This window comes from Spiribacter curvatus, assembly GCF_000485905.1.
In the GTDB taxonomy this organism is placed as follows: Bacteria; Pseudomonadota; Gammaproteobacteria; order Nitrococcales; family Nitrococcaceae; genus Spiribacter; species Spiribacter curvatus.
The window spans coordinates 1423109-1446128 of the sequence record NC_022664.1 but is presented as its reverse complement, the minus strand read 5'-3'; the positions used below and the strand labels follow the sequence as shown (position 1 = coordinate 1446128).

At 63.7% G+C, this 23020-nt stretch carries 26 protein-coding genes; 19 read left to right on the top strand and 7 right to left on the bottom strand.

From position 1 onward, the window contains the following. Positions 1-13: 13 nt before the first annotated feature. Positions 14-1303, bottom strand: coding sequence for an HlyC/CorC family transporter (locus tag SPICUR_RS07065; protein WP_023367512.1), 1290 nt, complete (start codon positions 1301-1303; stop codon positions 14-16). A 6-nt stretch (positions 1304-1309) separates the two neighbouring features. Further along, positions 1310-2122, bottom strand: a complete 813-nt coding sequence (locus SPICUR_RS07060; protein WP_023367510.1) for a cytochrome C assembly family protein — start codon at positions 2120-2122, stop codon at positions 1310-1312. 143 nt (positions 2123-2265) lie between these two features. Between SPICUR_RS07060 and ffh the strand changes: the two genes are divergently transcribed. Genes ffh through rplS form a run of 5 tightly spaced genes read left to right on the top strand, consistent with a single transcriptional unit; the run spans position 2266 to position 5665 of the window. Continuing rightward, complete coding sequence (ffh, locus tag SPICUR_RS07055) at positions 2266-3669, top strand: signal recognition particle protein (protein WP_023367508.1); 1404 nt, start codon at positions 2266-2268, stop codon at positions 3667-3669. Positions 3670-3723: 54 nt separating this feature from the next. Next, a complete protein-coding gene (rpsP, locus tag SPICUR_RS07050) occupies positions 3724-3993 on the top strand; it encodes a 30S ribosomal protein S16 (RefSeq protein ID WP_023367506.1) in 270 nt (89 codons plus the stop codon). Between the two features lie 49 nt (positions 3994-4042). Beyond that, positions 4043-4525 (top strand): ribosome maturation factor RimM, encoded by a 483-nt coding sequence (gene rimM, locus SPICUR_RS07045; protein ID WP_041382431.1) that lies wholly within the window; start codon positions 4043-4045, stop codon positions 4523-4525. A 6-nt stretch (positions 4526-4531) separates the two neighbouring features. Then, a complete protein-coding gene (gene trmD / locus SPICUR_RS07040) occupies positions 4532-5269 on the top strand; it encodes a tRNA (guanosine(37)-N1)-methyltransferase TrmD (protein ID WP_023367502.1) in 738 nt (245 codons plus the stop codon). 18 nt (positions 5270-5287) lie between these two features. Further along, the gene (gene rplS, locus SPICUR_RS07035) at positions 5288-5665 is read left to right on the top strand and encodes a 50S ribosomal protein L19 (protein ID WP_023367500.1); all 378 of its coding nucleotides are present in this window, start codon (positions 5288-5290) and stop codon (positions 5663-5665) included. A gap of 25 nt (positions 5666-5690) precedes the next feature. Here the strand turns inward: rplS and serB are convergent, their stop codons facing one another. Next, complete coding sequence (gene serB, locus SPICUR_RS07030) at positions 5691-6923, bottom strand: phosphoserine phosphatase SerB (protein ID WP_023367498.1); 1233 nt, start codon at positions 6921-6923, stop codon at positions 5691-5693. A 62-nt stretch (positions 6924-6985) separates the two neighbouring features. On the opposite strand from serB, the gene msrB reads away from it, so the two are divergent. The 6 genes from msrB to minE all read left to right on the top strand — a co-directional run bounded on the left by msrB (position 6986) and on the right by minE (position 13075). After that, positions 6986-7393, top strand: coding sequence for a peptide-methionine (R)-S-oxide reductase MsrB (gene msrB, locus SPICUR_RS07025; RefSeq protein ID WP_023367496.1), 408 nt, complete (start codon positions 6986-6988; stop codon positions 7391-7393). A 67-nt stretch (positions 7394-7460) separates the two neighbouring features. Further along, on the top strand, positions 7461-9350 hold the full coding sequence (ilvB, locus tag SPICUR_RS07020) for a biosynthetic-type acetolactate synthase large subunit (protein WP_023367494.1): 1890 nt from the start codon (positions 7461-7463) through the stop codon (positions 9348-9350). Positions 9351-9417: 67 nt separating this feature from the next. Next, complete coding sequence (htpG, locus tag SPICUR_RS07015) at positions 9418-11283, top strand: molecular chaperone HtpG (RefSeq protein ID WP_023367492.1); 1866 nt, start codon at positions 9418-9420, stop codon at positions 11281-11283. After that, on the top strand, positions 11283-11993 hold the full coding sequence (minC, locus tag SPICUR_RS07010) for a septum site-determining protein MinC (protein WP_023367490.1): 711 nt from the start codon (positions 11283-11285) through the stop codon (positions 11991-11993). Before htpG ends, minC begins: the two co-directional genes overlap by 1 nt. A 16-nt stretch (positions 11994-12009) precedes the next feature. After that, positions 12010-12816 carry a septum site-determining protein MinD gene (minD, locus tag SPICUR_RS07005; RefSeq protein ID WP_041382429.1) on the top strand — a complete coding sequence of 269 codons (807 nt, stop codon included), beginning with the start codon at positions 12010-12012 and terminating at the stop codon, positions 12814-12816. Between the two features lie 4 nt (positions 12817-12820). Continuing rightward, a complete protein-coding gene (gene minE, locus SPICUR_RS07000) occupies positions 12821-13075 on the top strand; it encodes a cell division topological specificity factor MinE (RefSeq protein WP_023367486.1) in 255 nt (84 codons plus the stop codon). Positions 13076-13095: 20 nt separating this feature from the next. Here minE and SPICUR_RS06995 read toward each other — a convergent pair whose 3' ends face one another. Next, positions 13096-14706 carry a LysM peptidoglycan-binding domain-containing protein gene (locus SPICUR_RS06995; protein ID WP_023367484.1) on the bottom strand — a complete coding sequence of 537 codons (1611 nt, stop codon included), beginning with the start codon at positions 14704-14706 and terminating at the stop codon, positions 13096-13098. Between the two features lie 10 nt (positions 14707-14716). Continuing rightward, positions 14717-15484, bottom strand: coding sequence for a hydroxyacylglutathione hydrolase (gene gloB / locus SPICUR_RS06990; protein ID WP_023367482.1), 768 nt, complete (start codon positions 15482-15484; stop codon positions 14717-14719). A 72-nt stretch (positions 15485-15556) separates the two neighbouring features. On the opposite strand from gloB, the gene SPICUR_RS06985 reads away from it, so the two are divergent. Genes SPICUR_RS06985 through SPICUR_RS06950 form a run of 8 tightly spaced genes read left to right on the top strand, consistent with a single transcriptional unit; the run spans position 15557 to position 21808 of the window. Further along, complete coding sequence (locus SPICUR_RS06985) at positions 15557-16321, top strand: class I SAM-dependent methyltransferase (protein ID WP_023367480.1); 765 nt, start codon at positions 15557-15559, stop codon at positions 16319-16321. Next, the gene (gene rnhA, locus SPICUR_RS06980; RefSeq protein ID WP_023367478.1) at positions 16308-16754 is read left to right on the top strand and encodes a ribonuclease HI; all 447 of its coding nucleotides are present in this window, start codon (positions 16308-16310) and stop codon (positions 16752-16754) included. The genes SPICUR_RS06985 and rnhA overlap by 14 nt, the downstream gene beginning before the upstream one ends. Then, positions 16754-17482, top strand: coding sequence for a DNA polymerase III subunit epsilon (dnaQ, locus tag SPICUR_RS06975; protein WP_023367476.1), 729 nt, complete (start codon positions 16754-16756; stop codon positions 17480-17482). The genes rnhA and dnaQ overlap by 1 nt, the downstream gene beginning before the upstream one ends. Then, positions 17479-18216, top strand: a complete 738-nt coding sequence (locus SPICUR_RS06970; protein WP_023367474.1) for an HAD family hydrolase — start codon at positions 17479-17481, stop codon at positions 18214-18216. Before dnaQ ends, SPICUR_RS06970 begins: the two co-directional genes overlap by 4 nt. Further along, positions 18216-18998: a competence/damage-inducible protein A gene (locus SPICUR_RS06965; RefSeq protein ID WP_023367472.1), complete on the top strand. Its 783-nt coding sequence runs from the start codon at positions 18216-18218 to the stop codon at positions 18996-18998. The genes SPICUR_RS06970 and SPICUR_RS06965 overlap by 1 nt, the downstream gene beginning before the upstream one ends. Beyond that, positions 18979-20130, top strand: a complete 1152-nt coding sequence (locus SPICUR_RS06960) for a hypothetical protein (RefSeq protein ID WP_023367470.1) — start codon at positions 18979-18981, stop codon at positions 20128-20130. Before SPICUR_RS06965 ends, SPICUR_RS06960 begins: the two co-directional genes overlap by 20 nt. A 23-nt stretch (positions 20131-20153) precedes the next feature. Continuing rightward, positions 20154-20345, top strand: a complete 192-nt coding sequence (locus SPICUR_RS06955) for a hypothetical protein (protein WP_023367468.1) — start codon at positions 20154-20156, stop codon at positions 20343-20345. Continuing rightward, positions 20342-21808 (top strand): sodium:solute symporter family protein, encoded by a 1467-nt coding sequence (locus SPICUR_RS06950; RefSeq protein ID WP_023367467.1) that lies wholly within the window; start codon positions 20342-20344, stop codon positions 21806-21808. The genes SPICUR_RS06955 and SPICUR_RS06950 overlap by 4 nt, the downstream gene beginning before the upstream one ends. Here SPICUR_RS06950 and SPICUR_RS06945 read toward each other — a convergent pair. Further along, the gene (locus tag SPICUR_RS06945) at positions 21805-22374 is read right to left on the bottom strand and encodes a chalcone isomerase family protein (RefSeq protein ID WP_158499836.1); all 570 of its coding nucleotides are present in this window, start codon (positions 22372-22374) and stop codon (positions 21805-21807) included. The genes SPICUR_RS06950 and SPICUR_RS06945 overlap by 4 nt on opposite strands. After that, positions 22367-22933 carry a DUF3833 domain-containing protein gene (locus tag SPICUR_RS06940; RefSeq protein WP_023367463.1) on the bottom strand — a complete coding sequence of 189 codons (567 nt, stop codon included), beginning with the start codon at positions 22931-22933 and terminating at the stop codon, positions 22367-22369. Before SPICUR_RS06940 ends, SPICUR_RS06945 begins: the two co-directional genes overlap by 8 nt. Positions 22934-23020 lie beyond the last annotated feature (87 nt).

The window sequence follows — 23020 nt, the reverse complement described above, 5'->3', positions numbered from 1 at the left end:
CCTTTCCGGGCGCTCAGTTGTCCATTTCCGCGGGCCTCGCCCGCGGATAGACGCGTCGCTCCAGCCTCGCCACTTTCACCCGGTTCTCCTCCGCCTGGAGGACGGTCACCGGATGCCCGTCGATGAGCAGGCTGATGCCCGGCTCAGGGATGGTCTCGAGGTGCTCGAGGATGAGCCCATTCAGGGTCTTCGGTCCCTCGGGAGGCAGCTCCCAGCCCAGCAGGCGCTTGAGCTCCCGCACACTGGCGCTGCCGGCGGCCAGATAGCTGCCGTCGGACTGACGGTGGATATCGCGGATCGCTTCGGCGGGATCGGTGGTGAATTCACCCACGATCTCTTCGAGGATGTCTTCAAGGGTGACCAGCCCGTGAAACTCGCCGTATTCATCCACGATCAGGCCGATCCGGCGACGCTCGGACTGGAAATTCAGCATCTGCTGGTGCAGTGGTGTGCCCTCGGGGACAAAGTACGGATCGCGCACATGCTCAAGGAGACGCTCCCGGGTAAGGGCACCGTCGAGCATGGCGGTGAGCACCCGACGGACGTGAAGGACGCCCCGAATCGTATCCACTCCGCTCTCGAAGACCGGCAGCCGCGTGTACTCAGAGCTCGCGATCTGTTCGGTGATCCGCGTCCAGTCATCGCTCAGGTCAATGCCGACGACCTCGTTACGCGGCACCATGATGTCGTCGACCGTGGCCTGGTCAAGGTCGAGGATGCCCAGGAGCATCCGCTGGTGACGGCGCGGGATCATCGCCCCGGTCTCGTTGACCACGGTGCGTAGCTCTTCACGACTGAGGGCCGTCTGACCGCCCTCGGTCGGATTGACGCCCAGCAGGCGCAACAGGGTGTTGGCGACCATATTGGTCAACCAGACCAGCGGGTAGAGAACCCTCAGCAACGGTCCGAGGATGAACGCTGCCGGGAAGGCCACCCGCTCCGGGCGTAGCGCCGCCAGTGTTTTCGGTGCGACTTCCGCGAAGATCAGGATCGTCAGGGTGAGGAGGCCGGTCGCCGCTGCGAGTGTTCCCTCTCCGCCCAGCCGCAGGGCGATGAGTGTCGCGATCGACGAGGCGGCGATATTGACGAAGTTGTTGCCCAGAAGAATGATGCCGATCAGCCGATCCGGACGTGCCAGCAGCCGCTCCGCACGCTGAGCGCCCCGATGGCCCTTGCGGGAGAGATGGCGCAGTCGGTAGCGGTTGAGGGTCATCAGTGCCGTTTCCGAACTCGAAAACGCACCGGAGAGGACGATGAGTACGCCCAGTATCGCGAACAGGAAGGGGAGGGGAATAGCGTCCAAGGTTGTTTAAGCTGCCCGGCCGAGGATCAACTCAAGCACGATTTTACTGCCGAAATAAGCGACTGCCAGCAGCGCAAAGCCCCAAAGCGTCCAGCGGATCGCCGTGCGCCCCCGCCATCCGGCGGCGCTGCGGCCGATCAGCAGTCCTGCAAACACCAGCCACCCGGTCATCGAGATGACGGTCTTGTGTACGAGATCCTGTGCGAACAGGTTGTCGACGAAAAGCCAGCCGCTGACGAGTGCAACCGACAGCATGACAAAGCCACTCGCGACGAGCTGGAAGAGGAGTGACTCCATGCCCTGTAGCGGCGGGAGGAACCCCACTATGGGCCCTGCCCGGCGTCGCCGCAGGGCGCTTTCCTGCCATGCAAGAAGCAGCGCCTGGGCGCTGGCGAGTCCGAGAATGGCATACGCGATCACCGATGCGATCACATGCACATCAACGGATTCCCCCACCGGCACCATGCTGGCGGTGGGGACGCCAAGCGCCTCTGCGAGCATCAGCGTCAGCGCCGCGAATGGATAGACGATCAGTCCGAGGCTGTGGAGCGGCTGGCGGACCGCGGCGATGATCAGCATCACCGCCATGAGCCAGCCGAGCAGGGAGGCGGCATTGAACAGCGACAGATCAATGCCCGCGGGCGTCCACAATCCCAGCCACAGATGGATTCCATGGCTCAGCGCCGCTACCGCCGCGAGCCCGAGGGCGAGCGGCTCAGCCCGCTGGGTGGCTAGCCGCCCACGCAGCGCCGCCAGTAGGGCTGCCAACGCGAGCGCATAGAACGCCACTGCGGTCCAGGTCGTCAGGGTAAGGATCATCTACGCGCCGATTACTGCCGTTACGAGCATTAGGATCATCGCACACAAAAACCGCCGCTTCGACCATGGGCGCGCGGTGAACCGGGATGCGCTGATACAATCATTCCCATTGAAGATAGGTGCCGCTGGGGGTTCCAACCAACATGTTCGATAATCTGAGTGATCGCCTCGAAGCGATTGGCAAGCGCCTCAAGGGCAAGGGCCGACTGACCGAGGACAATATCCAGGAGACGCTGCGCGAGGTCCGGATGGCGCTGCTGGAAGCGGATGTGGCCCTGCCCGTCGTCAAGACCTTCGTCGCCAATGTCCGCGAGCGGGCATTGGGTGCCGAGGTAACCAAGAGCCTGTCCCCGGGACAGGCATTCGTGAAGATCGTGCACGATCAGCTCGTGCAGGTGATGGGTGAGCAGAACGATGCGCTCAACCTGAATACCCGCCCACCCGCTGTGGTGATGGTCGCCGGGCTGCAGGGCTCGGGCAAGACCACCAGCATCGCCAAGCTTGGGCGTCTGCTACGGGAGCGGGAAAAGAAAAAGGTCCTGGCGGTCTCGGTCGACGTATATCGTCCAGCCGCCATTGACCAGTTACAGCGCCTCAGCGAAGAGGTGGGGATCGATTTCCACCATACCGACGCCAGGGCCGACCCGGTGGCAACGGTCAAGGCTGCCCATGATCAGGCCCGGACGGGTTATTACGACGTCCTGCTCGTGGATACCGCCGGCCGGCTGCATGTCGACGGTGACATGATGGATGAGGCGGGCCGGGTTCACGAGGCGGTGGCGCCGGTTGAGACCCTCTTCGTCGTTGACAGCATGACCGGCCAGGATGCCGCCAATACCGCACGGGCCTTCGACGAGGCCCTGCCATTGACTGGTGTCATTCTGACCAAGGCCGATGGTGACGCCCGCGGCGGTGCCGCGCTCTCGATCCGCGAGATCACCGGCAAACCAATCAAGTTCCTGGGTATCGGCGAGAAAACCGACGCCCTCGAGCCGTTCCATCCCGATCGCATGGCCTCCCGTATCCTGGGTATGGGCGATGTGCTCTCGCTGGTTGAGGAGGTCGAGCGCAAGGTCGACCGTCAGCAGGCGGAGCGCATGGCCGGCAAGCTCAAGAAGGGCAAGGGGTTCGACCTCGAAGACATGCGTGATCAGCTCCAGCAGGTCACCCAGATGGGGGGCATGGGAGGCGTCATGGATAAACTCCCGGGCATGGGCCAGCTCAGCGAGCAGGCGACTCAGCAGATGGACGACGGTCAGGTCCGGCGCCAGATCGCGATCATCAGTGCCATGACACCCGGCGAGCGGCACCGCCCCGATGTCATTAATGGCTCGCGCAAGCGCCGTATCGCCCGCGGTTCCGGGTTACAGGTCCAGGACATCAACCGCTTGCTCAAGCAGCACAAGCAGATGCAGAAGATGATGAAACAGTTCAAGAACGGCGGCATGAAGAAAATGATGCGCCAGATGGGTGGTGGCAATGGCATGCCACCCGGTGGTGGAATGCCGCCAGGCGGCGGTCTGCCGCCGGGACTTGGCGGGCGCTGAACACCTAGGTAAACTACTCGGTTTAATAATCACCAGAACTGACTGGGAAGTAATATGGTTACGATTCGTCTGGCGCGCGCCGGCGCTAAAAAGCGCCCCTTCTACCACATTGTCGTCACGGACAGCCGGAACGGCCGTGATGGCAGTTTCATCGAGCGGCTGGGTTTCCTGAATCCGGTCGCCCGGGGGCAGGAGGTGCCCTACCGGATGGATCTTGAGCGTGCCGAGCATTGGCTCGCGCAGGGTGCGCAGCCGTCCGAGCGGGCGCAGCGGCTGATCCGTCAGGCACGCCGTGGAGCCGCCGAGGGTGTCGAGAGCGCCTGAGCAGGCGACGGCACAGGCGGACAGTACGTCCGCCGACGCCCATATACTCATGGGAGAGATCGCCGGCGTCAGGGGTGTCAGCGGAGAGCTGAAGTTGCATTCCTGGACGCGGCCACGAGAGAACATATTGGATTATCCGGTCTGGACGCTCGAGATCGGCGGCACGTCTCATGAGCGGGGACTGGTTGCCGGGGGGTGGCGAGGCAAGAATCTTGTCGCGCGCCTCGAAGGTGTGACCGACCGGGATACAGCGCAGGCGCTGGTCGGCAGCCGCATTCTTGTGGCCCGATCGTCCATGCCTGAGCCGGAACCGGAATCGTTTTACTGGTTCGAGCTTCAGGGGCTTTCGGTCGAAACACTGGATGGAACGCCCCTGGGCGCGGTGGCCGGCCTGATTGAGACGGGTGCGAACGATGTGCTGGTGGTCCGCGGTGAGCGGGAGCGGTTGATTCCCTATACACCCGGTGTCCACGTGCAGTCGGTTGATCTCGAATCCGGCCGTCTGCGGGTAGACTGGGATCCGGAGTTCTGACCGGGAATGCGGTTCGATGTGATCACGTTATTCCCGGAGATGGTGACGTCCATGACCGCGCACGGCGTTGTCGGTCGGGCCATCGATCAGGGGTTGGTTGAGCTGGTGACATGGAATCCGCGTGATTTCAGCACCGATCGGCATGGAACGGTCGACGACCGGCCCTACGGGGGTGGCCCGGGGATGGTCATGAAAGTCGAGCCGCTTCAGGCGGCCATCCGGGCCGCGCGTGAGGCGGGCGGTCCGGCGCCGGTCATCTACCTGTCGCCGGACGGTGACGTGTTGGATGGGGCTCGAGTCACGGGGTTGAGTCATCTCGGGCGAGTGATTCTGCTCTGCGGGCGCTATGAGGGCGTCGATGAGCGGCTCATCGAGCTCGAGGTCGATGCAACGCTGTCCATCGGCGATTATGTGGTCAGCGGCGGCGAGCTGCCGGCGATGATCGTTATCGATGCCGTGGCGCGACTGGTGCCGGGCGTACTGGGTCACGCCGAATCGGCGTCGCAGGATGCGTTTGCGGATGGGTTGCTCGACTGTCCGCATTACACGCGCCCGGAGACGATCGGTGGGCTGCAGGTGCCCACGGTATTGCTTAGCGGCGATCACCAGGCAGTGGCGCGCTGGCGTTTGCAACAGGCGCTTGGGCGGACGCGGGCAAAACGCCCTGACCTGATTGAAAGGCGCGGGCTCAGCGACAGTGAACAGGCACTGCTCGACGATTATCGGGCGGGGCATTTGAATTAAAGACAAGGGGATGCAGGCATGACCAACATCATCGGAGAACTGGAGCGCGAGCAGGTCGAGAAAACCGGCCGCTCGCTCGATGACATCAACACAGGCGACACGGTCCTCGTCAACGTCTGGGTCCGCGAGGGCAACCGCGAGCGCACCCAGCCCTTCGAGGGGGTGGTGATCGCCATGCGCAACCGCGGCCTCAATTCGTCGTTCACGCTGCGCAAGGTGTCGCATGGTGAGGGTGTCGAGCGTGTCTTCCAGCTTCACAGCCCGCTCATCGAGAGTATGAAGGTGAAGCGCCGGGGTGATGTCCGTCGGGCCAAGCTCTACTTCCTGCGCGAGCGCCGCGGCAAGGCGGCCCGGATCAAGGAGAAGGTGCGCTCCAAGAGCCGCACCGCGTCCTGACCCTGGCGTGTCGTCGGCCCATGGATCAGTGTGGGTTCTCGGCGTCGTTCATGCCCATTAGATAGAGAACGCTATCCAGGCCAATCGTTGAGATGGCCTGGCGAGCGTTCTTCTGCACCAGCGGCTTGGCATGGAAGGCGATGCCAAGGCCGGCAGTGCGCAGCATCGGGAGATCATTGGCGCCATCGCCCACCGCGATGACCTGTGCGAGATCGATTTCCATCTCGCTCGCCAATCGCTTGAGGAGTTCCGCCTTGCGCTCGCCGTCGACAATGCGACCGGCCACCTGACCGGTGAGTGCCCCGTCGACGATCTCCAGCTGATTGGCATAGACCGTGTCGAGGTTCAATCGGGCCTGCAGATGGTGACCGAAGAACTCGAATCCACCGGAGATGACCGCGGTCCGGTAGCCAAGCATCTGCAGCGTTTTCAGGAGCCGTTCCGCACCCTCGGTCAGTGTCAGCCGCTCGGCCACCCGCTCAAGCACGCCCTCATCCAGCCCCTTCAGCCAGGCGACCCGCTGAGTGAGGCTCTCGCGGAAGTCGATCTCGCCACGCATGGCCGCGGCCGTGACCTCGGCCACCTGCGCGCCCACGCCGGCCTCGTGGGCGAGCTCGTCGATGACTTCCTCGTGGATCAGCGTCGAGTCCATGTCGAAGACCACCAGGCGTCGATTGCGCCGATAGAAATTGTCTTCCTGGAAGGAAATATCGATATCCATTTCGCGCGAAATGGACAGGAATTCCGCCTTCATCGCGTCGGCATCATCGGGCTCCCCCCGCAGGCTGAGCTCCAGGCAGGCGCGGCTCTCGTCACGATCGTCGTGGAGCGGGCTTCGGGCGGAAAGGCGGACGATATCCTCGATGTTGAGACCATGCCCCGTGGTTACCGTCGCGATGCGCGCGATCTGCCCGGCGGTGACGCGGCGGCCGAGCAGTGTCAGGACATAGGCCGGCTGGCCCTCACCCCGAACCCACTGCTGATACTCGGCCGCTGGCACCGGCTGGAAACGCACCCGCAGCTCGAGCTTGTGCGCCTCGTAGAGCAGGTCCTTGAGAACAGGAGCGGTGGCCGTATCCCCGGAGAGCTTGATGAGGATGGCGAGCGCGAGATTCTCGTGGACCATTGCCTGACTGATATCCAGCACCCGCACCTGGTAGTCGGTCAGTATTCCCATCAGTGCGGCGGTCACCCCCGGTCGATCGCTACCCGAGATGTTGATGAGGATGATTTCGCTGTCGGATCGGGTGTCGCTCATGGATTCGCTCATTGAGGATCTGGCGCGATATTGTAGGGGAAATTCCACAGGAGCCCATGCCCATGAACGATTCGACTGATCCAGGCGCGATCGACTGGCGCGATAAGCTGACCCCGGCTCAGTATCGGGTCGCCCGCGAGGGCGGTACGGAACCACCCTTCAGTGGTGAGTACAATGATCTAAAGGCTGATGGCGTTTTCCGCTGCATCTGCTGCGGCAAACCATTGTTCGACAGTCAGCAGAAATTCGACTCGGGCACAGGCTGGCCGAGTTTCTGGTCGCCGGCGGATGACAACGCGGTCGCCACCGAGAGTGATCAGAGTATGGGAATGCGTCGCACCGAGGTGCACTGTCCGCAATGCCAGGCCCACCTCGGTCATGTCTTTCCGGATGGTCCCCAGCCAACCGGGCTGCGTTATTGCATCAATTCGGTCTCGCTGCGCTTTGAGCCGCGTGATGGGAATGATTGAGGCTTGTCTCCGTGTACGACGCCTCGGTATAGTCGATTGTCTAAGTTACTGATTTCAGGATATCACCATGAATGAACCGGCCCCTTATCTCGATGCCGATCACACCGACCACGCTCCCCGGCATAAGTCCGGCCATCCTCGCGCTGGCGAGGCGATGAGTGGCGCCGAAATGGTCGTCGAAGTGATGGCGCAGGAGGGGGTTGATACCGTCTTCGGGTATAGCGGCGGCGCGATCCTGCCAACCTACGATGCGATTTTCCGCTATAACGAGCGGGAGCGCACCGCGACAGTGACGGATCCGATGCAGCTGGTGGTACCGGCCAACGAGCAGGGCGCCGGCTTCATGGCGGCTGGTTACGCCCGCAGCACCGGCCGGGTCGGCTGCTTTCTGGTGACCTCGGGTCCGGGGGCGACCAATACCGTGACACCAATCCGCGACTGTATGGCCGACTCGGTTCCCGTCGTGCTGATCACCGGCCAGGTGGCGCGGGCCGCCATGGGAACTGATGCCTTCCAGGAGGCGCCCATCGTCAACATCATGGGCAACTGCGCGAAGCATGTCTTTCTGGTGACACGCCCGGAACAGCTCGAGGAAACCATTCGCACGGCGTTTGAGGTAGCGCGTTCAGGCCGGCCGGGGCCGGTGGTCGTGGATCTGCCGAAAGACGTCCAGAACTGGGTCGGCGAGTTCAAGGGCGAAGGTCTGCTGGGGATCCGTGGCTACCGCCAGCGGATGGAGTCGCTGCGCCAGACATCGCTGCCTGAGGGCAAGGCGCGGCGATTCTTCGAGATGCTTGAGCAGTCGCGCCGGCCGCTGTTCTATGTCGGAGGCGGCGCGATCCATGGCGAGGGAAGCGCGGCGCTGACGGCCTTTGCGCGTGAGTACGGCATCCCCAGCGTCAGCACGGTCATGGGGCTGGGAGCGATTGATTCCACTGACGATCTGCATCTGCACATGCTTGGCATGCACGGAACGGCCTACGCCAATTACGCGGTGGAAGACTGTGATTTCATCATTGCGGTGGGGTCGCGGTTCGATGACCGCGTCGCTGCGAAGGCAGAGTTGTTTGCGCCGAACGCCGAGAATATCGCCCATATCGATATCGATGCCGCCGAGATCGGCAAGGTCAAGAAGGTGACCTGGTCGCATATCGGCGAGGCGGGCAGTACGCTCCAAGAGCTCCTCGAGCAGGGACGAAGCATGGGCTTCAGCGCCGATTATGAGGACTGGGGTGAGCATTGCCGGACGCTGCGGGAACGCCATCCGATGGACTTCAAGCAGGATGGCGACTTCATCCAGCCGCAGGCGGTGATGCGGGCACTGAACAAGCTCACCGGGGGCGATGCGATTGTCAGCACCGGTGTCGGTCAGCATCAGATGTGGGCGGCGCAGTATCTGGACTTCCGTCGGCCGCGGCTGTGGATGACATCAGGATCGATGGGCACCATGGGCTTTGGTCTGCCGGCGGCGATCGGTGCGCAGTTCGCCAATCCGAACGAGCTGGTCATCGATATCGACGGCGATGGCAGCCTGCGTATGAATCTCGGTGAGATGGAGACCGTGACCACCTACGGACTGCCGGTGAAGATCCTGCTGCTCAATAACGCCGGCGACGGCATGGTTCGGCAGTGGCAGAAGCTCTACTTCGGTGATCGTTTCTCCGGTAGTGATAAATCCCTGCACCGCAAGAACTTTATCAAGGCCGCGGAGGCCGATGGCTTCGAATTTGCCCGCAGCGTCTCCGATCCTGCCGAGATGGCGGCGACGCTTGAGGCATTCATTCGATTCGATGGTCCCGCCTTCCTCGAGGTCGGCGTCGATCCGGACGCATCGGTCTATCCGATGGTGGGGCCGGGGATGGGCTATAAGCAGATGGTGACGGGTGAGCACATTCCTGCGCGGGAAATACCGGAGATCGGCCGTCATGGGCGGGTCAATCCCAGTGAAGCCTTCTGAGCGCTATTGAAAACGGGGGTGTCCGCCCCCAGATCGCGGCGGAACTTGGGATGAAACGGAAGCAGGAATGAGTAACCAAGAAAAAGCCGCGGAAACCCACGAATTCCAGGCCGAGGTCCGGCAGCTGCTGGACCTCATGATCCACTCGCTCTACAGCAATCGAGAGATTTTCCTCAGGGAGCTTGTCTCCAACGCCGCGGATGCCGCCGATCGGCTCCGCTTCGAGGCGTTGCAGGATAAGGGGCTGCTCGAGGCAGATCCGGATCCGCGGGTATCGATCGCAGTCGATACCGAGGGGCGGACCATCACGATCAGTGATAACGGCATTGGTATGAACCGGGAGGATGTCATCGACAACCTCGGTACCATCGCGCGTTCCGGAACTCGGCGCTTCCTCGATGCAATGACCGGTGACCAGAAACAGGATGCCCAGCTCATCGGCCAGTTCGGTGTCGGGTTCTACTCCGCGTTCATCGTCGCGGACGAGGTGACCGTCCATACCCGGCGCGCCGGCGAGGGCGCGGATCAGGGCGTGCTCTGGCGCTCCGATGGCAAGGGCGCATTCAGCCTCGAGGCGCTCCCGCGTGAGGCACGGGGTACGGCTGTGACCCTGCATCTGGCCGAGGGGCAGGACGAGTTCCTCGATCGCAACCGTCTCCGTCAGATCGTGCGTCGTTATTCCGACCATATCGCCTTGCCGATTGAGCTCGAGGACGAGCAGGGCGAGGCGGAGACGGTCAATCAGGCCTCGGCGCTATGGATGCGGCCGAAGTCCGAGATTACCGATGAGGCGTACCGCCAGTTCTATCAGCAGCTCAGCTATGATCCGGAGCCGCCGCTGGAGTGGATTCATAACAAGGTTGAGGGCAACCAGTCCTACACCTCGCTACTGTTCATCCCGGCGCAGCGACCCTTCGATCTGTTTGAGCCAGATGCCAGCCAGGGCCTGCGGCTGTATGTGCGCCGCGTTTTCATCATGGAGGATAAGGACAGCCGTCTGCTGCCCCGCTATCTGCGTTTCGTCCGCGGATTGGTCGATTCGGATGATCTGCCGCTCAACGTCTCCCGGGAGCTGCTTCAGCATAACAAGCTGATTGATCGTATCCGGGGCGCCTCGGTGAAGCGCGTGCTGGACACCCTTGAGCGCATGGCACGCGATGACCCCGAGCGCTACGCGCGTTTCTGGGAGGCATTCGGGACCGTGCTCAAGGAAGGGCCGGTGGAAGATCCCGGCAACGCCGAGAAGGTCGCGGGCCTGCTGCGCTTTCACTCGACGCATGGCGATGGGGGTTCGAATGTCGGTCTTGCCGACTACATCAGCCGCATGCACGAGGGTCAGAAGGCGATCTACTATCTCACTGGCGAGAGCCTTGCGGCAGTCCGCAACAGTCCGCACCTGGAGGTTTTCCGACAGCGCAACATCGAGGTGCTTCTGCTCGCGGAGCCGGTGGATGAATGGCTGGTCGCGCACCTCAACGAATTCGATGCGACTCCGCTGCAGAGCGTGGCGAAGGGTGATCTTGAGATCGATGATCTCGGCGGCGCGGATGACGGGACGACCGAACCGCCCGAGACGAGTGAATCGGTCGAGGCGCTCATCGGTCGTGTCGGTGACGCCCTGGGAGACCGGGTGTCAGCGGTCCGTGCCAGCAGTCGGCTGACCGACTCGCCGGCCTGCATCGTCGTCGGCGAGCATGAGTTCGGACTGAACATGCAGCGCATGCTCAAGGCCGCCGGCCACGAGCTCCCGCAGCAAAAGCCGGTGCTCGAGCTCAATCCACAGCATCCCATCATCCAGCGTCTCGCCACGGATGAGTCCGCGCCGATCGATGAGTGGGCGGCCCTGCTCCTCGAGCAGTCAATGCTCATGGACGGTGGTCGTCTGGAGGATCCGGCCGGTTTCGTCCGGCGTATGAATCGGTTGCTCGACTGATGGCAGTGACCGAGCGATCCGGTGCGGCCTTTGAGCTCAAGGGCCGCATGACGACGCTGACGGTACTGCGGGTGCTGACACCGGACCCGCAGGTACTGCTCCAGCAGCTCGATGCACGACTGGCGCAGGCGCCGGATTTCTTCGATGGAATGCCGCTGGTGCTGGTGCCCGCCGATGGGATCACGATCGACACCGAAGCCCTGACCACACTCGCGGCCGGGCTCCGCGAACGGCGGCTGCTGCCCGTGGCGGTCGCTGGGCTATCGGCGCAGACGGCGGCATCGGCAGGTCTGGGAGTCATTCCCAATCTGGATGAACCGCGCGCGGAGACGACGCAGGCAACGGCCGCTGAGCGCCAGGACAGGCCGGCCCCTCAGAGCACCGGTGCGGCGCGATTGGTGACCCAGCCGGTCCGCTCCGGCCAGCAGGTCTATGCCCGCGGCGGCGATCTGATCGTCACCGCGCCGGTCAGCGCCGGCGCCGAGCTCATGGCCGACGGACACATCCACGTCTACGATACGCTGCGTGGGCGCGCATTGGCGGGTGTGCAGGGTGATGTCAATGCGCGTATCTTCTGCCGGTCGTTGCAGGCTGAACTGGTCGCGGTCGCCGGGCAATATCGGCTGAGTGATCAGATCAATGCCAAGCTCCGTGACGCACCGGCGATGGCCTGGCTGCGTGACGGCGAGCTGGAACTCAACGCGCTCTGATAATCGGGAGGTGAATGTGGCGCGAATCGTGGTTGTGACATCCGGCAAGGGGGGCGTTGGCAAGACGACCACCAGTGCTGCATTCGGGGCGGGACTTGCTCGGGCGGGCTACAGGACGGTCGTCGTCGATTTCGACGTCGGCCTCCGCAATCTCGATCTCATCATGGGCTGCGAGCGGCGGGTCGTTTACGATTTCGTGAATGTGATCAATGGTGAGGCCAATCTCAATCAGGCCCTGATCCGCGACAAGCGTGTTGATGGGCTGGAGATTCTCCCGGCCTCCCAGACCCGCGACAAGGACGCACTGACCTTCGAGGGGGTCCAGTCAGTCCTCGAGACACTCGCCAGTACCCACGATTACGTGATCTGCGACTCTCCCGCAGGCATTGAGCGGGGCGCCCATCTGGCTATGTACTTCGCCGATGATGCGCTTGTGGTCACCAATCCGGAGGTGTCATCGGTCCGTGATTCCGACCGTGTGCTGGGGCTTCTGTCGAGCAAGACCCGCCGTGCGGAGCAGGGGGATGAGCCCGTCAAGGAACATCTGGTGGTCACCCGCTATGCCGCATCGCGCGTCGGTCGGGGGGAGATGCTCAGTATCGAGGATATCTGTGAGATCCTGTCCATCGATCTGCTGGGGGTGATCCCCGAGTCCACCGCGGTGCTGAACGCTTCGAATGCCGGTGTGCCGGTGATCATGGAAGAGAAAACGGACGCCGGACAGGCTTACGCTGACATTGTCGCGCGCTATCTGGGTGAGGCGCGCGATCATCGTTTCCTGACCGAGAAAAAGGGCCTGTTCGGCCGGCTGTTCAAGGGCTAGCACAATGGCGTTCCTGGATTATTTCCGCTCGGAGAAAAAACGCAGCGCCTCAGTCGCAAAGGAGCGCCTGCAGGTGATTGTGGCCCGGGAGCGGGGCAACCGCGGCGGGCCGGATTACCTACCGGCCCTCCAGCAGGAAATCCTGCAGGTGATCCGCCGCTACGTTGAGGTCGAGGACGACGCGGTGCGCATCGAGGTGGATCGCGAGGGCGACTGCGAGGTGCTGGAGCTGAATGTCACACTGCCGGATAGCGAATAGCGGCGGCGTCGACCAACCGCTCAGGTCCCGCTCTGGGCGGTGACATCCACCTCCATCTGCAGTTCCTGGCCGGGTTGCAGGTAGGTGTTGGCGCTCAGGTCGTTCCAGCGTCGCAGATCGCCAATGCTGACGTTGAACTGGCGGGCGATCCGGTAGAGCGAGTCTCCCTGCCGGACTGAATAGGTCACTGACTGCAGTCGACGGGACGAACCCGTGCCGCGGCCGCCACCGTCCTGCGTCCACACGACCAGCTGCTCGCCCACACCGAGCGTATCCCCGGGGGCCATCCCGTTCCAGCCCGCCAGTTGCCGGGCAGTTACATTGAAGCGCTGGGCAATGGCCCAGAAGCTGTCACCGGCCTGGACAGTGTAGTGCCGCCGCTCACCATCGTCCCGCTGGCGATTGCGCATTGTCTGACGACGCGCATCCGCGGTCAGCACATAGTCGTCGGTCGGGCGGCTGGCCATGGGGACGAGCAGATGATCGCCGCGGCGGATCATGTCGCCGTTGAGGTCATTCGCCTCGCGAAGCGAGGCCACGGTGATGTGGTACTGATTGGCGATGCCCCCCAGGGTGTCGCCCTGACGGATCTGATGCCGTTGCCAGCGCATCCACGCGGTCTCGGGAGTGCGCTCCAGTCCCTGTCGGAATGCACTGGCGCGTGCCGCCGGCAGGAGTAGCCGATGGGGCCCGGATGGCGGGGTGGCCCAGCGGTTGTAGCCGGGGTTGAGCCGATAGAGGGTCTCCATGTCGATACCGGCGAGGTCGGCGGCCAGTGCCAGATCGATCTGGCGGTCGAGATTGATGGTGACGACCGCGGGGTCATTGGCGATGGGTTCCAGCTCAACGCCGTGCGCGGATGGATTCGCGACCAGCTCACTGATTGCCAGCAAGCGCGGGACATAGTTCATGGTTTCCCGGGGCAGATCGAGCGACCAGTAGTCGGTCGGGCGGCCCGCCTGGCGGTTGCGCTCAATCGCGCGCATGACCGTCCCCTCGCCTGCGTTGTAGGCGGCGAGGGCCAGGAGCCAGTCACCCTCGAACATCTCACCGAGGTAGCTCAGGTAGTTCACGGCGGCATCGGTGGCGGCCAGGACATCCCGGCGGCCGTCATACCACCAGTTCTGTGCCAGCCCGTAGTGCCGGCCGGTCGCGGGGATGAACTGCCAGATACCGGCGGCACTGCCGTGGGAATAGGCGAACGGCCGGAAGGCACTCTCGACGACCGGCAGAAGCGCCAGCTCCAGCGGCATATCGCGGGCGTCGAGGGTCTCGACGATGTGATAGAGGTAGGGACGGGCGCGCTGAGACACTCGCTGCCAGTAGTCGCCGTAAGTTGCATAGTCGGTCAACTGACGGCGCACACGCGGGTTGTCGTGATCAGGGATGGCATAGCCGCGTCGGATCCGCTCCCAGACATTGGCCGCCGGATCGGGGGAGGTGCCGGCGTCAGCGCCGCCTGCGGTGCGCGTCGATGGCTCCCGGGCCATGGGGTGTTCCGCAGAACCAGTCGGTGACCCGCCCGTCGCCACAGCCTGATCGGCATCGGGGGATGAGGTCTGCTGCGGGACATTGGCGCAGCCGGCGATCAGGAGGGCCGTGAGTAGCGGCGCGAAACAGTAGCGGCTCAAGAGCGGTTCCTCAGAAGTGATCTTTCCAGTCGCGGAGTACGGCGAAGACATCGGCCGGACCCTCCAGGGGGCGACCTGCATGTTCGGTGGCATGCCGTATGACTGCATGACTGTCCCAGCGCATGAACGGATTGGTGGCGCGCTCATCCTCGATGGTGGAGGGCACCGTGATGGCGCCGCGCCGGCGCTGTTCGCGCACGCGCTCGAGTCGTTTCTCAAGCGCCTCGTTCTCGGGCTCGACCCGCTTCGCGAACTCGAGGTTCGCCTGCGTGTATTCATGCCCGCAGTAGATGTCGGTATCGGGGGCCAGATCGCGTAATTCGGCGAGATAGCGCTGCATCGGTTCCGGCGTGCCCTCGAACATCCGCCCGCAGCCGCCGGCGAAAAGCGCATCGCCGGCAAACAGCATGCCATCGCCCAGATAGGCGATATGATCAAGGGTGTGTCCGGGCACTGCGAGCACTTCCAGCGAAATGCCAAGACCACCCGGCGCAACCCGGTCACCCGCCCGGAGCGGATGCGTCAGGTGTGGAATGTTGCTGTCAGCCGGCCCATAGACCGGGAGGGCATCCGCCAGCAACCCCCCGACACCGGCCACGTGATCACCGTGATGATGAGTGATCAGAATGGCAGTCAGGTGCAGGTCGAGGCTGTCCAGCGCGTGCGCGACCGGCGTGGCGTCGCCGGGATCGACGACGATCGCGCCAGAAGACTGCGGCTGATGGATGAGCCAAGTATAATTATCGCTGAGGACGGGGATTGGTGTAACTTCGAGCATCGTTGCATGCTACCCCGACCGACCGGTCGCCTCAATTGCCAATGTTCGATCAACCGTACGGAGGAATCATCGATGCGTGCGCTGCATGAATGGTTTGCTACACCGGCGGGGGAGGATCTTGCGGAGCGCGAGACGCGATTGCTGACGCGGCGTCTGGCCGGACTGTATGCACGGCGTGTCCTGCAGGTCGGTGCCTATGGCGGCGGCCGCAGTCCAGCAGTGTTCGGTAATGTCCGTCAGTGGGTGATGGATGACTGCCCGGACGGGTCGATTGATCTGGAGGCAGACAGTCGGGTGATTCCGCTGACCTCGAGCAGTGTCGATGTGGTCATGCTGATCCATCAGCTGGAGTTCAGTCACGCCCCCCATCAGGTCATCCGCGAGGCGGCACGTGTCCTTGCGCCGGAGGGTCATCTGCTGGTGCTGGGGTTCAACCCCTACAGCCTGTGGGGGGTGCGCCGCGCTCTGTCGGGCAATGCCCGGACGCCGCCATGGTCGGGGCGCTATCTTGCCGCCCGACGGATCGCCGACTGGATGATGCTGCTGGGTATGGTGCCCCGGCGGCCAGAAGGGGTGGCCCTCCTGCCACCGCCGCTGAGTCGTTGGTGGCTGCAACGCCATCCCCATTCCCAGGCCAACCGCCGGAGGGAGTCGCTGGGTGCGGGTCTCAACTGGATTGGCGGTGCCCATCTGGTGATTGGTCAGAAGCGCGTTAACGGCGCGGTGAATCCGCCCCAGCAATGGCGGCGCCGATTTGAAATCATTCCCGGCGGCCTGACGCAGGCCGGCGCCGGGGCCACTCGAAGTCGAAGGGAGAGCTGGCATGACGCCGGTTGAGATTTTCACGGACGGCGCCTGCCGGGGCAATCCCGGACCGGGTGGCTGGGGCGTGCTGATGCGCTGGGAAGGGGTCGAGAAGACCCTGCACGGCGGCGAGCGGGAGACCACCAATAACCGCATGGAGTTGATGGCGGCCATTCAGGCGCTGGAGACGTTGAGCCGTCCATGTTCGGTGGATCTGACCACCGATTCCCAGTATGTCCGCAAGGGCATCACCGAGTGGGTGGATGCCTGGAAGCGCCGTGGCTGGAAGACTGCCAGTCGCCAGCCGGTCAAGAACCGGGATCTGTGGGAGCGTCTGGATGCGCTCTCGCAGCGCCATGAGATACGCTGGCACTGGGTACGTGGCCATACCGGCCATGATGGCAATGAACGCGTTGATGATCTTGCCAACCAAGGGATCGACGAGCTGGAAAGGGCGGCGGACTGATGCGCCAGGTCATTCTGGATACGGAAACCACTGGACTCGAGCCGGAAAACGGCCACCGGATCATTGAGATTGGCTGTTATGAGGTCGAACAGCGCCGGCCCACCGGGCAGCGTTTCCATGAATACATCAACCCCGATCGGGCGGTGGATCCCGAGGCCGTCGAGGTGCACGGGATCACCGACCGGTTCCTGATGGATAAACCGCGCTTTGCGGATATCGCCCGGTCTTTCCTCGATTTTGTGGCCGACGCCGAGCTGATCATCCATAACGCGCCCTTCGACGTCGGTTTTCTCGACAGCGAGCTCGGCCGGCTTGGCACCGACTGGGGACGGATCGCCGATCACTGCCGGGTGACCGATAGCCTGACGCTCGCGCGGCGTCGCCATCCCGGTCAGCGCAACAGCCTCGACGCCCTCTGCCGGCGCTATGCGATCGATAACAGCGGTCGCACACACCATGGTGCGCTGCTCGACGCCGAGATCCTTGCCGAGGTGTATCTGGCAATGACCGGCGGGCAGGTCACCCTGCATCTCAGTGCCCAGGAAGAAGAGGGCCCCGCGCAGCGGATCGAGAGCGACCAGCCGGTCAGCGCCGATCGGCCACGGCTGCGGGTCATCGAGCCGACCGAGGCGGAAACGGCCGCTCACACCGCATGGCTCGATCAGCTCGATCAGCAGAGCGGTGGCCACTGTGTCTGGCGAACACTGGATGGGGAGGTGCACGCGTGACGCGCCGAACGCTACAGGCGCCGATCGCCGCGGTTACGTTCGACCTCGACTTCACCCTATGGGACCTCGATGGCGTTCTGCCGCATGCCGAGGCGGTCTGCCACGGGTTGCTCGAGCAGCACTACCCGGCAGTAACACAGCATGTCGGCGCCGAGGGCATGCGGGAGCTGCGCAACCAGATCGCGGCCGAGCGGCCTGACATCGCGCACGATGTCACTGCCCTGCGCCGCGCAGGGCTGCGTCGGGCCGGCGAGCTCGCCGGTTATGCGGGCCCTATCCTCGATACGCTGGTGGAAGAGGCCTTTGACGTGTTCCTGGAGGCCCGTCATGCGGTGAGGCTCTACCCGGATACACTGGCGATGCTGCGGGCCCTTCAGGGCCGCGTCCGTGTGGGTGCCATCACCAACGGCAACGCCGATATCGCCCGGATCGGACTGGATGCGTACTTCGATTTCGCGCTCTCCGCGGTCGATCTGGGTGCGGCCAAGCCCTCGCACCTGGTCTTTGACACAGCGGCGGGCCGGGCGGGAGTCGCGGCCGGGCAGATCGTCCATGTCGGTGATGATGTCCACAGCGATGTCTATGGCGCAGCGGCGAATGGCATGCAGGCGGTCTGGCTCAATCGGGACAATGCGGCGTGGCCCGGGGACGTTCCCGATGTCCCGCATACGCCAGTCTCCAGCCTCGCGGAGCTCGAGGGCATGCTGCTGGGACTGATTCGGGAGTCGATGTAATGGCGGACTCTATCCCTGGCTTCGGACTGATTGTGATTGGCGATGAGCTGCTGTCTGGCAAGCGCTCAGACAAGCATTTCCCCCATCTGCTGGAACTGCTGGCGGAGCGTGGTCTCGAGCTGCGCTGGGTGCGGATGATCAGCGACGAGCCAACACTGATCACCCGCACGCTGGAGGAAACGCTGGCGGGGGGTGACGTCGTATTCAGCTGCGGCGGGATCGGCGCCACGCCCGATGACCGGACCCGTCAGTGTGCCGCCGCGGCACTGGGCCGCCCGCTCATCCCCCAGCCGGAAGGAGTCGCGATGCTTGAGGAGCGCTTTGGCCGTCCGGTCGAGCCCGCCCATCGTCTCCAGCTGGTGGAGTTTCCCGAGGGATCGGATGTGATCCCCAATCCAGTCAATCAGGTGCCCGGGTTCAGCATTGCCCACCATCATTTCATGCCGGGTTTCCCCAGCATGGCCTGGCCAATGATGGCCTGGGTGCTTGATCATCACTACTCGCAGTGGCAGGACGCGGAGCGTCTGGCGGAACAGGCGATCGCTGTCGATGGCGCCCGTGAAAGCGATATGATCCCGCTGCTCGAGCGTTTCGAGCGCGATTACCCGGATCTGCGCCTGTCCTGCCTGCCGACGCTGCGGGAGGATGGTTTCTCGCTGGAGCTGGGGCTGCGGGGCTCGCCGGCAGCCGTCGGAACGGCCATGGAAGCACTGCGAGGGGCGGTCGAGGCGCTCGGGTTTGACTGGCGGGTGGTGGCGATCGATGCTGTCGACAGAGACTGAATCGCGATACGGCGGGTGGCGGCGTCACGGTCTCCAGACGCTGGCGATCGTGGCGCTGATGGTCGTCGCGCCACTGGTGGGTGTCCTGATCGTCAACGGCGATCCAGGCGATTACCTGCGCTTTCCGCCGCGACCCATCGAGCCGGCGCCCGGCAGTTTCGTGCCGCTCGCCTTCGCGCTCTATGCGATCCTGATCCTTGCCACCCTGCTGCCCTTCGTGATCCGGGTCCTGCGGGCCAATGCCCATCACCCGTCGGCAGCGCCAGCGTCCGTATCGCCACGACCGGCTTTCCCACGTTGGGGTTGGCTGTCGCTGATCGCGCTTGGGGTGTTCTGGGTCATCGCCTGGGTGCCCATCCCGGGACTGGAAACCGTTCGTCGACTCAGTTTCACACCGCTGTGGGTGGCTTACGTCGGTGTGATCAGCGCGTGGATCCAACGCCGCGGTGGCCGGGTTCTTGTCATCGAACAGCCGCGGCGGTTTCTCGCGCTTTTCCCGGCAAGCGCACTATTCTGGTATCTGTTTGAATACCTCAATCAGTTCACTGGCAACTGGATCTACACCGGGACGGGAGTCGCGGAGAATGACGCCCTCAACTGGTTTCTGCGATCGGCGCTGCCGTTCAGCACCGTGCTGCCGGCGGTGCTGGTTACCCGGGATCTGTTCGCGACCTGGCCGGGCCTGTCCCGGGGTCTGGATCAGTTTCTCCAGTTGCGCCCGTCACGGCCGGAACGCACCGCCAAAGCGGTACTGATAGCCGGCGCGCTGGGACTGGTGGCGATCGCCATCCGGCCCGATGCATTCTATGCGCTGGTCTGGGTCGCTCCGCCGCTGCTGATTGTGGCCATCCAGGGCGCGGTTGGCGAGCGCCACCTGTTCAGTGGCGTTGCAGGCGGGAACTGGCGTGACCCCTGGCTTGCGGTGCTCGCCGCGCTGTTCTGCGGATTCTGCTGGGAGCTCTGGAACATTTTCAGCCTGGCGCGGTGGACTTACCACATCCCCAATGCACAGATCCTGCATGTCTTTGAGATGCCGTTGCTCGGATACGCCGGCTATCTTCCCTTCGGGCTCACCTGTGTGGTGGCGGCGCAGCTGCTGACCGGGACCGATCCCCGCGCGCGAACCGCCTGAGGTGCTATCAGAGGAGGCTTGCCATGAGTGACGGGCGTCGACGCAGTCACAGGACACTTGCGCTGCTGGCGGTCGCGATCGTGCTCGCCTATGTCGTACCGTACGGCCCGCTCCGGGGACTGGCGATGTGGCAGGGCGCCTTTCTTTTCTGGGTCATCTTCGGGGTGGTTGTGATCGCCCTGATCGGTCGGCTCGTGGCGGACTGGCGGCCATGACGGCCGGGATCATCACAGCGCTGATCCTGTACGCGCTCATCGGCCTTGGTGTCGCCCTCGCGGCCCGTCGGGGCCTGGGTGCCGGCGCAGCCGAGTATTACCTGGCAGGGCGCCGGGCCGGCGGCGTCATCTCGGCCCTCAGCTACGGCGCAACCACTTACAGTGCCTTCATGATGATCGGGCTTGCCGGACTGACCTATGCCGGTGGTGTAGGCGCGCTTGGCTTTGAGCTTGTCTATCTTGCCGGGCTCGGCCTGGTGGCGATTTTCGGGCCGCGTTTCTGGCTCGCGAGCCGTGCATTCGGTTTCATTACGCCGGCGGAGATGCTGAGCTACCGCTACGACAGCCGTCTGGTCGGCGGCGCCATGGCGATCACCGCCTGCGTGTTTCTGGTGCCTTACAGCGCCGTTCAGCTGATGGGGATCGGTTATCTGGTATCGGGGATGACCGATAGCGCCATCAACTTCGAGCAGGGCATCCTCATCGGGGCGTCGCTCGCACTGATCTGGACCCTTGCCGCAGGGATGCGCTCAGTACTGTGGACCGACGCACTGCAGGTCATCGTGATGCTGATCACCAGCCTGATTGCGGTGGGGTTCGTGGTGGCGGCGCTGGGCGGTCCCGGCGAATTCCTCGCGTCGACCGCCGCCACTCACAAGGCGTGGCTGAGCGTTCCGGGGCCGGGGCTGTTCAGCCTGACGACGTTCATCGGGCTGACCCTGCCGTGGTTTTTCTTCTCCATCAGTAATCCACAGGTCAGTCAGCGCCTGTTTACCACCGCCTCCATCGGCGCGATGCGGACCATGCTGATGGGGTTTCTGGTGCTGGGATTCGTCTACACCCTGATCTCGGTGATCTGGGGGGTTTCGGCGCTGCAGCTGGTCCCGGATCTTGATCAGGCCGATCTGGCCACCCCACGTCTACTGGCCACTGGCGCCGTTCCGCCGGCGGTGGCGATTGTGCTGGTCGTGGGCATCGTCGCCGCGGCGGTCTCTACGGTGGATTCCATCCTGCTCAGCCTGTCGTCGCTGGTGGCCCGCGATATTTACCGGCCGCTGGCACCGCAGGGTGGGCGTGAGATGCTCGCCGGACAGGCGGTCGTGCTCATCACGACCGTGCTCGCGATCCTTTTCGCACGACTCCAGCTTGACCTGATTACGGTTCTGTCGGTCGCTGCCTCATCCGGACTGCTGGTGACCGTTCCCGCCATTGTCGGCTGCTTTTTCTGGCGTCGCGGAACGTCCACCGGTGCGATCGCCAGCATGGTGGGTGCGGGTGTGACCGTCACCTATCTGCAGGTGACTGGCACCGATCCGCTGGGTATCCCGGCATCCGTCTGTGGCGGCGCGCTCGCCGTGGCATTGTTCATCGCCATCAGCGCCGTCACCACGGCCCCGTTGCAGCGCGCCGACACCTTCCTCGATCCCGTGATTCGAGGGCTTGACCGGCACCGTATCCGCTAGTCCGTCAGCAGGTTGTTCCGCAACCCGGTGGATAGCGGATTGTCGGCGTCCAGCCAGATACCGAAATAGGCGGCAGCGAATGCCTCGCCCTCCACCTGACCGACCGGTTCACCGTTGAATGAGAGCGCTGTGCCTTCGCCCGGTACATAGTCCATCCGGTAGCGATCACCATCGCTGACCGCCTGGAACAGATCGTGGTAGCGCTCAATCTGCGGTTGCAGATCCTCGCGCTGCGAGTCACTGAGCTGCTCATCCAGCTTGGTGTTGGCGGCGCGGATAATGTCATCGGCACTGATGTCGTGGAAATACTCGATCTCCAGCCGCCGCGGCGTATCCGCCGCCAGGGCGTCGCTGCCGGACTTTCCAGGCGGTAGGTAGAGCCCGGCGGCATAAACGGTAAACACAATCCGGTACTTCACGGTGCCAGTCCCGGTGAGCTCAAGGCGCTCGCCGGCCAGATCGATCCGCTCTTCAAAGCGAGCCCCTTTCTCCTCGACCACGGCCGTTGCCGCGGACGTGAAGCCCGTCGCCAGTATGATGAGGGCGGCTGCTAGGGCGCTATTCACTGCTGCCTGCCCCCGTCGTGTTGTCGCGGCGGAAGAACAGCGTGACCGTGCCGACCCGGAAGCCGAACTTGCTGACCTCTGCCGTGTTGATGAGCGTGTTCTCGTCATTCAGATACATCCAGTCATCGAACTGGACGTTCCAGGTCCGATCGCCCACCTCAAGGGCGAGGGTGTACTGCCAGTTCAGGGCATTGCCATAACGCTTGCCTTCGGCGACACCCACCACGTCGCCGGCGGTGCCCTCATAGGTATGCTCATCGATGCGCTCGATTTCCCAGACCCGCCGGTCGGTCTCGCCGTCGTCGTAGGTAAAGCGCTCGTCAAGCGTGATCTGGTCACCGTCGACAGTGCCCTCGATATCCACCGTAAAGCGCCGCTTCACTTCACCACTGCGCGACTGGAACATTCCCCAGGCCTTCACATCTCCGTCGAAGTACTCCTCGATGCGGAACTCAGGGGTCTGTCCGGCATAGTCCTCGGGAGAGACACCCGCACAGCCGGCCAGGAGCAGTGTGGTTACCGTGATCAGACTCAGTATCAGCAGGCGCAGACGCGACATTAAAACCTCCGGGAAACGCGCTGATGAATTGGGTTATTGTTGCTTCGACCCTATTATGGACACGGAATTCTCAACGCCGGGGCAAAT

Excerpts from the sequence above, each read along its gene's own strand:
- SPICUR_RS06965 (WP_023367472.1), top strand. The coding sequence starts at position 18,216 with ATGGCGGACTCTATCCCTGGCTTCGGACTGATTGTGATTGGCGATGAG.
- serB (WP_023367498.1), bottom strand. The coding sequence starts at position 6,923 with ATGAGCGACACCCGATCCGACAGCGAAATCATCCTCATCAACATCTCG.
- SPICUR_RS07060 (WP_023367510.1), bottom strand. The coding sequence starts at position 2,122 with ATGATCCTTACCCTGACGACCTGGACCGCAGTGGCGTTCTATGCGCTC.
- SPICUR_RS06955 (WP_023367468.1), top strand. The coding sequence starts at position 20,154 with ATGAGTGACGGGCGTCGACGCAGTCACAGGACACTTGCGCTGCTGGCG.
- rplS (WP_023367500.1), top strand. The coding sequence starts at position 5,288 with ATGACCAACATCATCGGAGAACTGGAGCGCGAGCAGGTCGAGAAAACC.
- trmD (WP_023367502.1), top strand. The coding sequence starts at position 4,532 with ATGCGGTTCGATGTGATCACGTTATTCCCGGAGATGGTGACGTCCATG.
- ffh (WP_023367508.1), top strand. The coding sequence starts at position 2,266 with ATGTTCGATAATCTGAGTGATCGCCTCGAAGCGATTGGCAAGCGCCTC.
- SPICUR_RS06960 (WP_023367470.1), top strand. The coding sequence starts at position 18,979 with ATGCTGTCGACAGAGACTGAATCGCGATACGGCGGGTGGCGGCGTCAC.
- htpG (WP_023367492.1), top strand. The coding sequence starts at position 9,418 with ATGAGTAACCAAGAAAAAGCCGCGGAAACCCACGAATTCCAGGCCGAG.
- SPICUR_RS06950 (WP_023367467.1), top strand. The coding sequence starts at position 20,342 with ATGACGGCCGGGATCATCACAGCGCTGATCCTGTACGCGCTCATCGGC.
- gloB (WP_023367482.1), bottom strand. The coding sequence starts at position 15,484 with ATGCTCGAAGTTACACCAATCCCCGTCCTCAGCGATAATTATACTTGG.
- rimM (WP_041382431.1), top strand. The coding sequence starts at position 4,043 with ATGGGAGAGATCGCCGGCGTCAGGGGTGTCAGCGGAGAGCTGAAGTTG.
- rpsP (WP_023367506.1), top strand. The coding sequence starts at position 3,724 with ATGGTTACGATTCGTCTGGCGCGCGCCGGCGCTAAAAAGCGCCCCTTC.
- dnaQ (WP_023367476.1), top strand. The coding sequence starts at position 16,754 with ATGCGCCAGGTCATTCTGGATACGGAAACCACTGGACTCGAGCCGGAA.
- msrB (WP_023367496.1), top strand. The coding sequence starts at position 6,986 with ATGAACGATTCGACTGATCCAGGCGCGATCGACTGGCGCGATAAGCTG.
- minC (WP_023367490.1), top strand. The coding sequence starts at position 11,283 with ATGGCAGTGACCGAGCGATCCGGTGCGGCCTTTGAGCTCAAGGGCCGC.
- ilvB (WP_023367494.1), top strand. The coding sequence starts at position 7,461 with ATGAATGAACCGGCCCCTTATCTCGATGCCGATCACACCGACCACGCT.
- rnhA (WP_023367478.1), top strand. The coding sequence starts at position 16,308 with ATGACGCCGGTTGAGATTTTCACGGACGGCGCCTGCCGGGGCAATCCC.
- minE (WP_023367486.1), top strand. The coding sequence starts at position 12,821 with ATGGCGTTCCTGGATTATTTCCGCTCGGAGAAAAAACGCAGCGCCTCA.
- SPICUR_RS06985 (WP_023367480.1), top strand. The coding sequence starts at position 15,557 with ATGCGTGCGCTGCATGAATGGTTTGCTACACCGGCGGGGGAGGATCTT.
- SPICUR_RS06940 (WP_023367463.1), bottom strand. The coding sequence starts at position 22,933 with ATGTCGCGTCTGCGCCTGCTGATACTGAGTCTGATCACGGTAACCACA.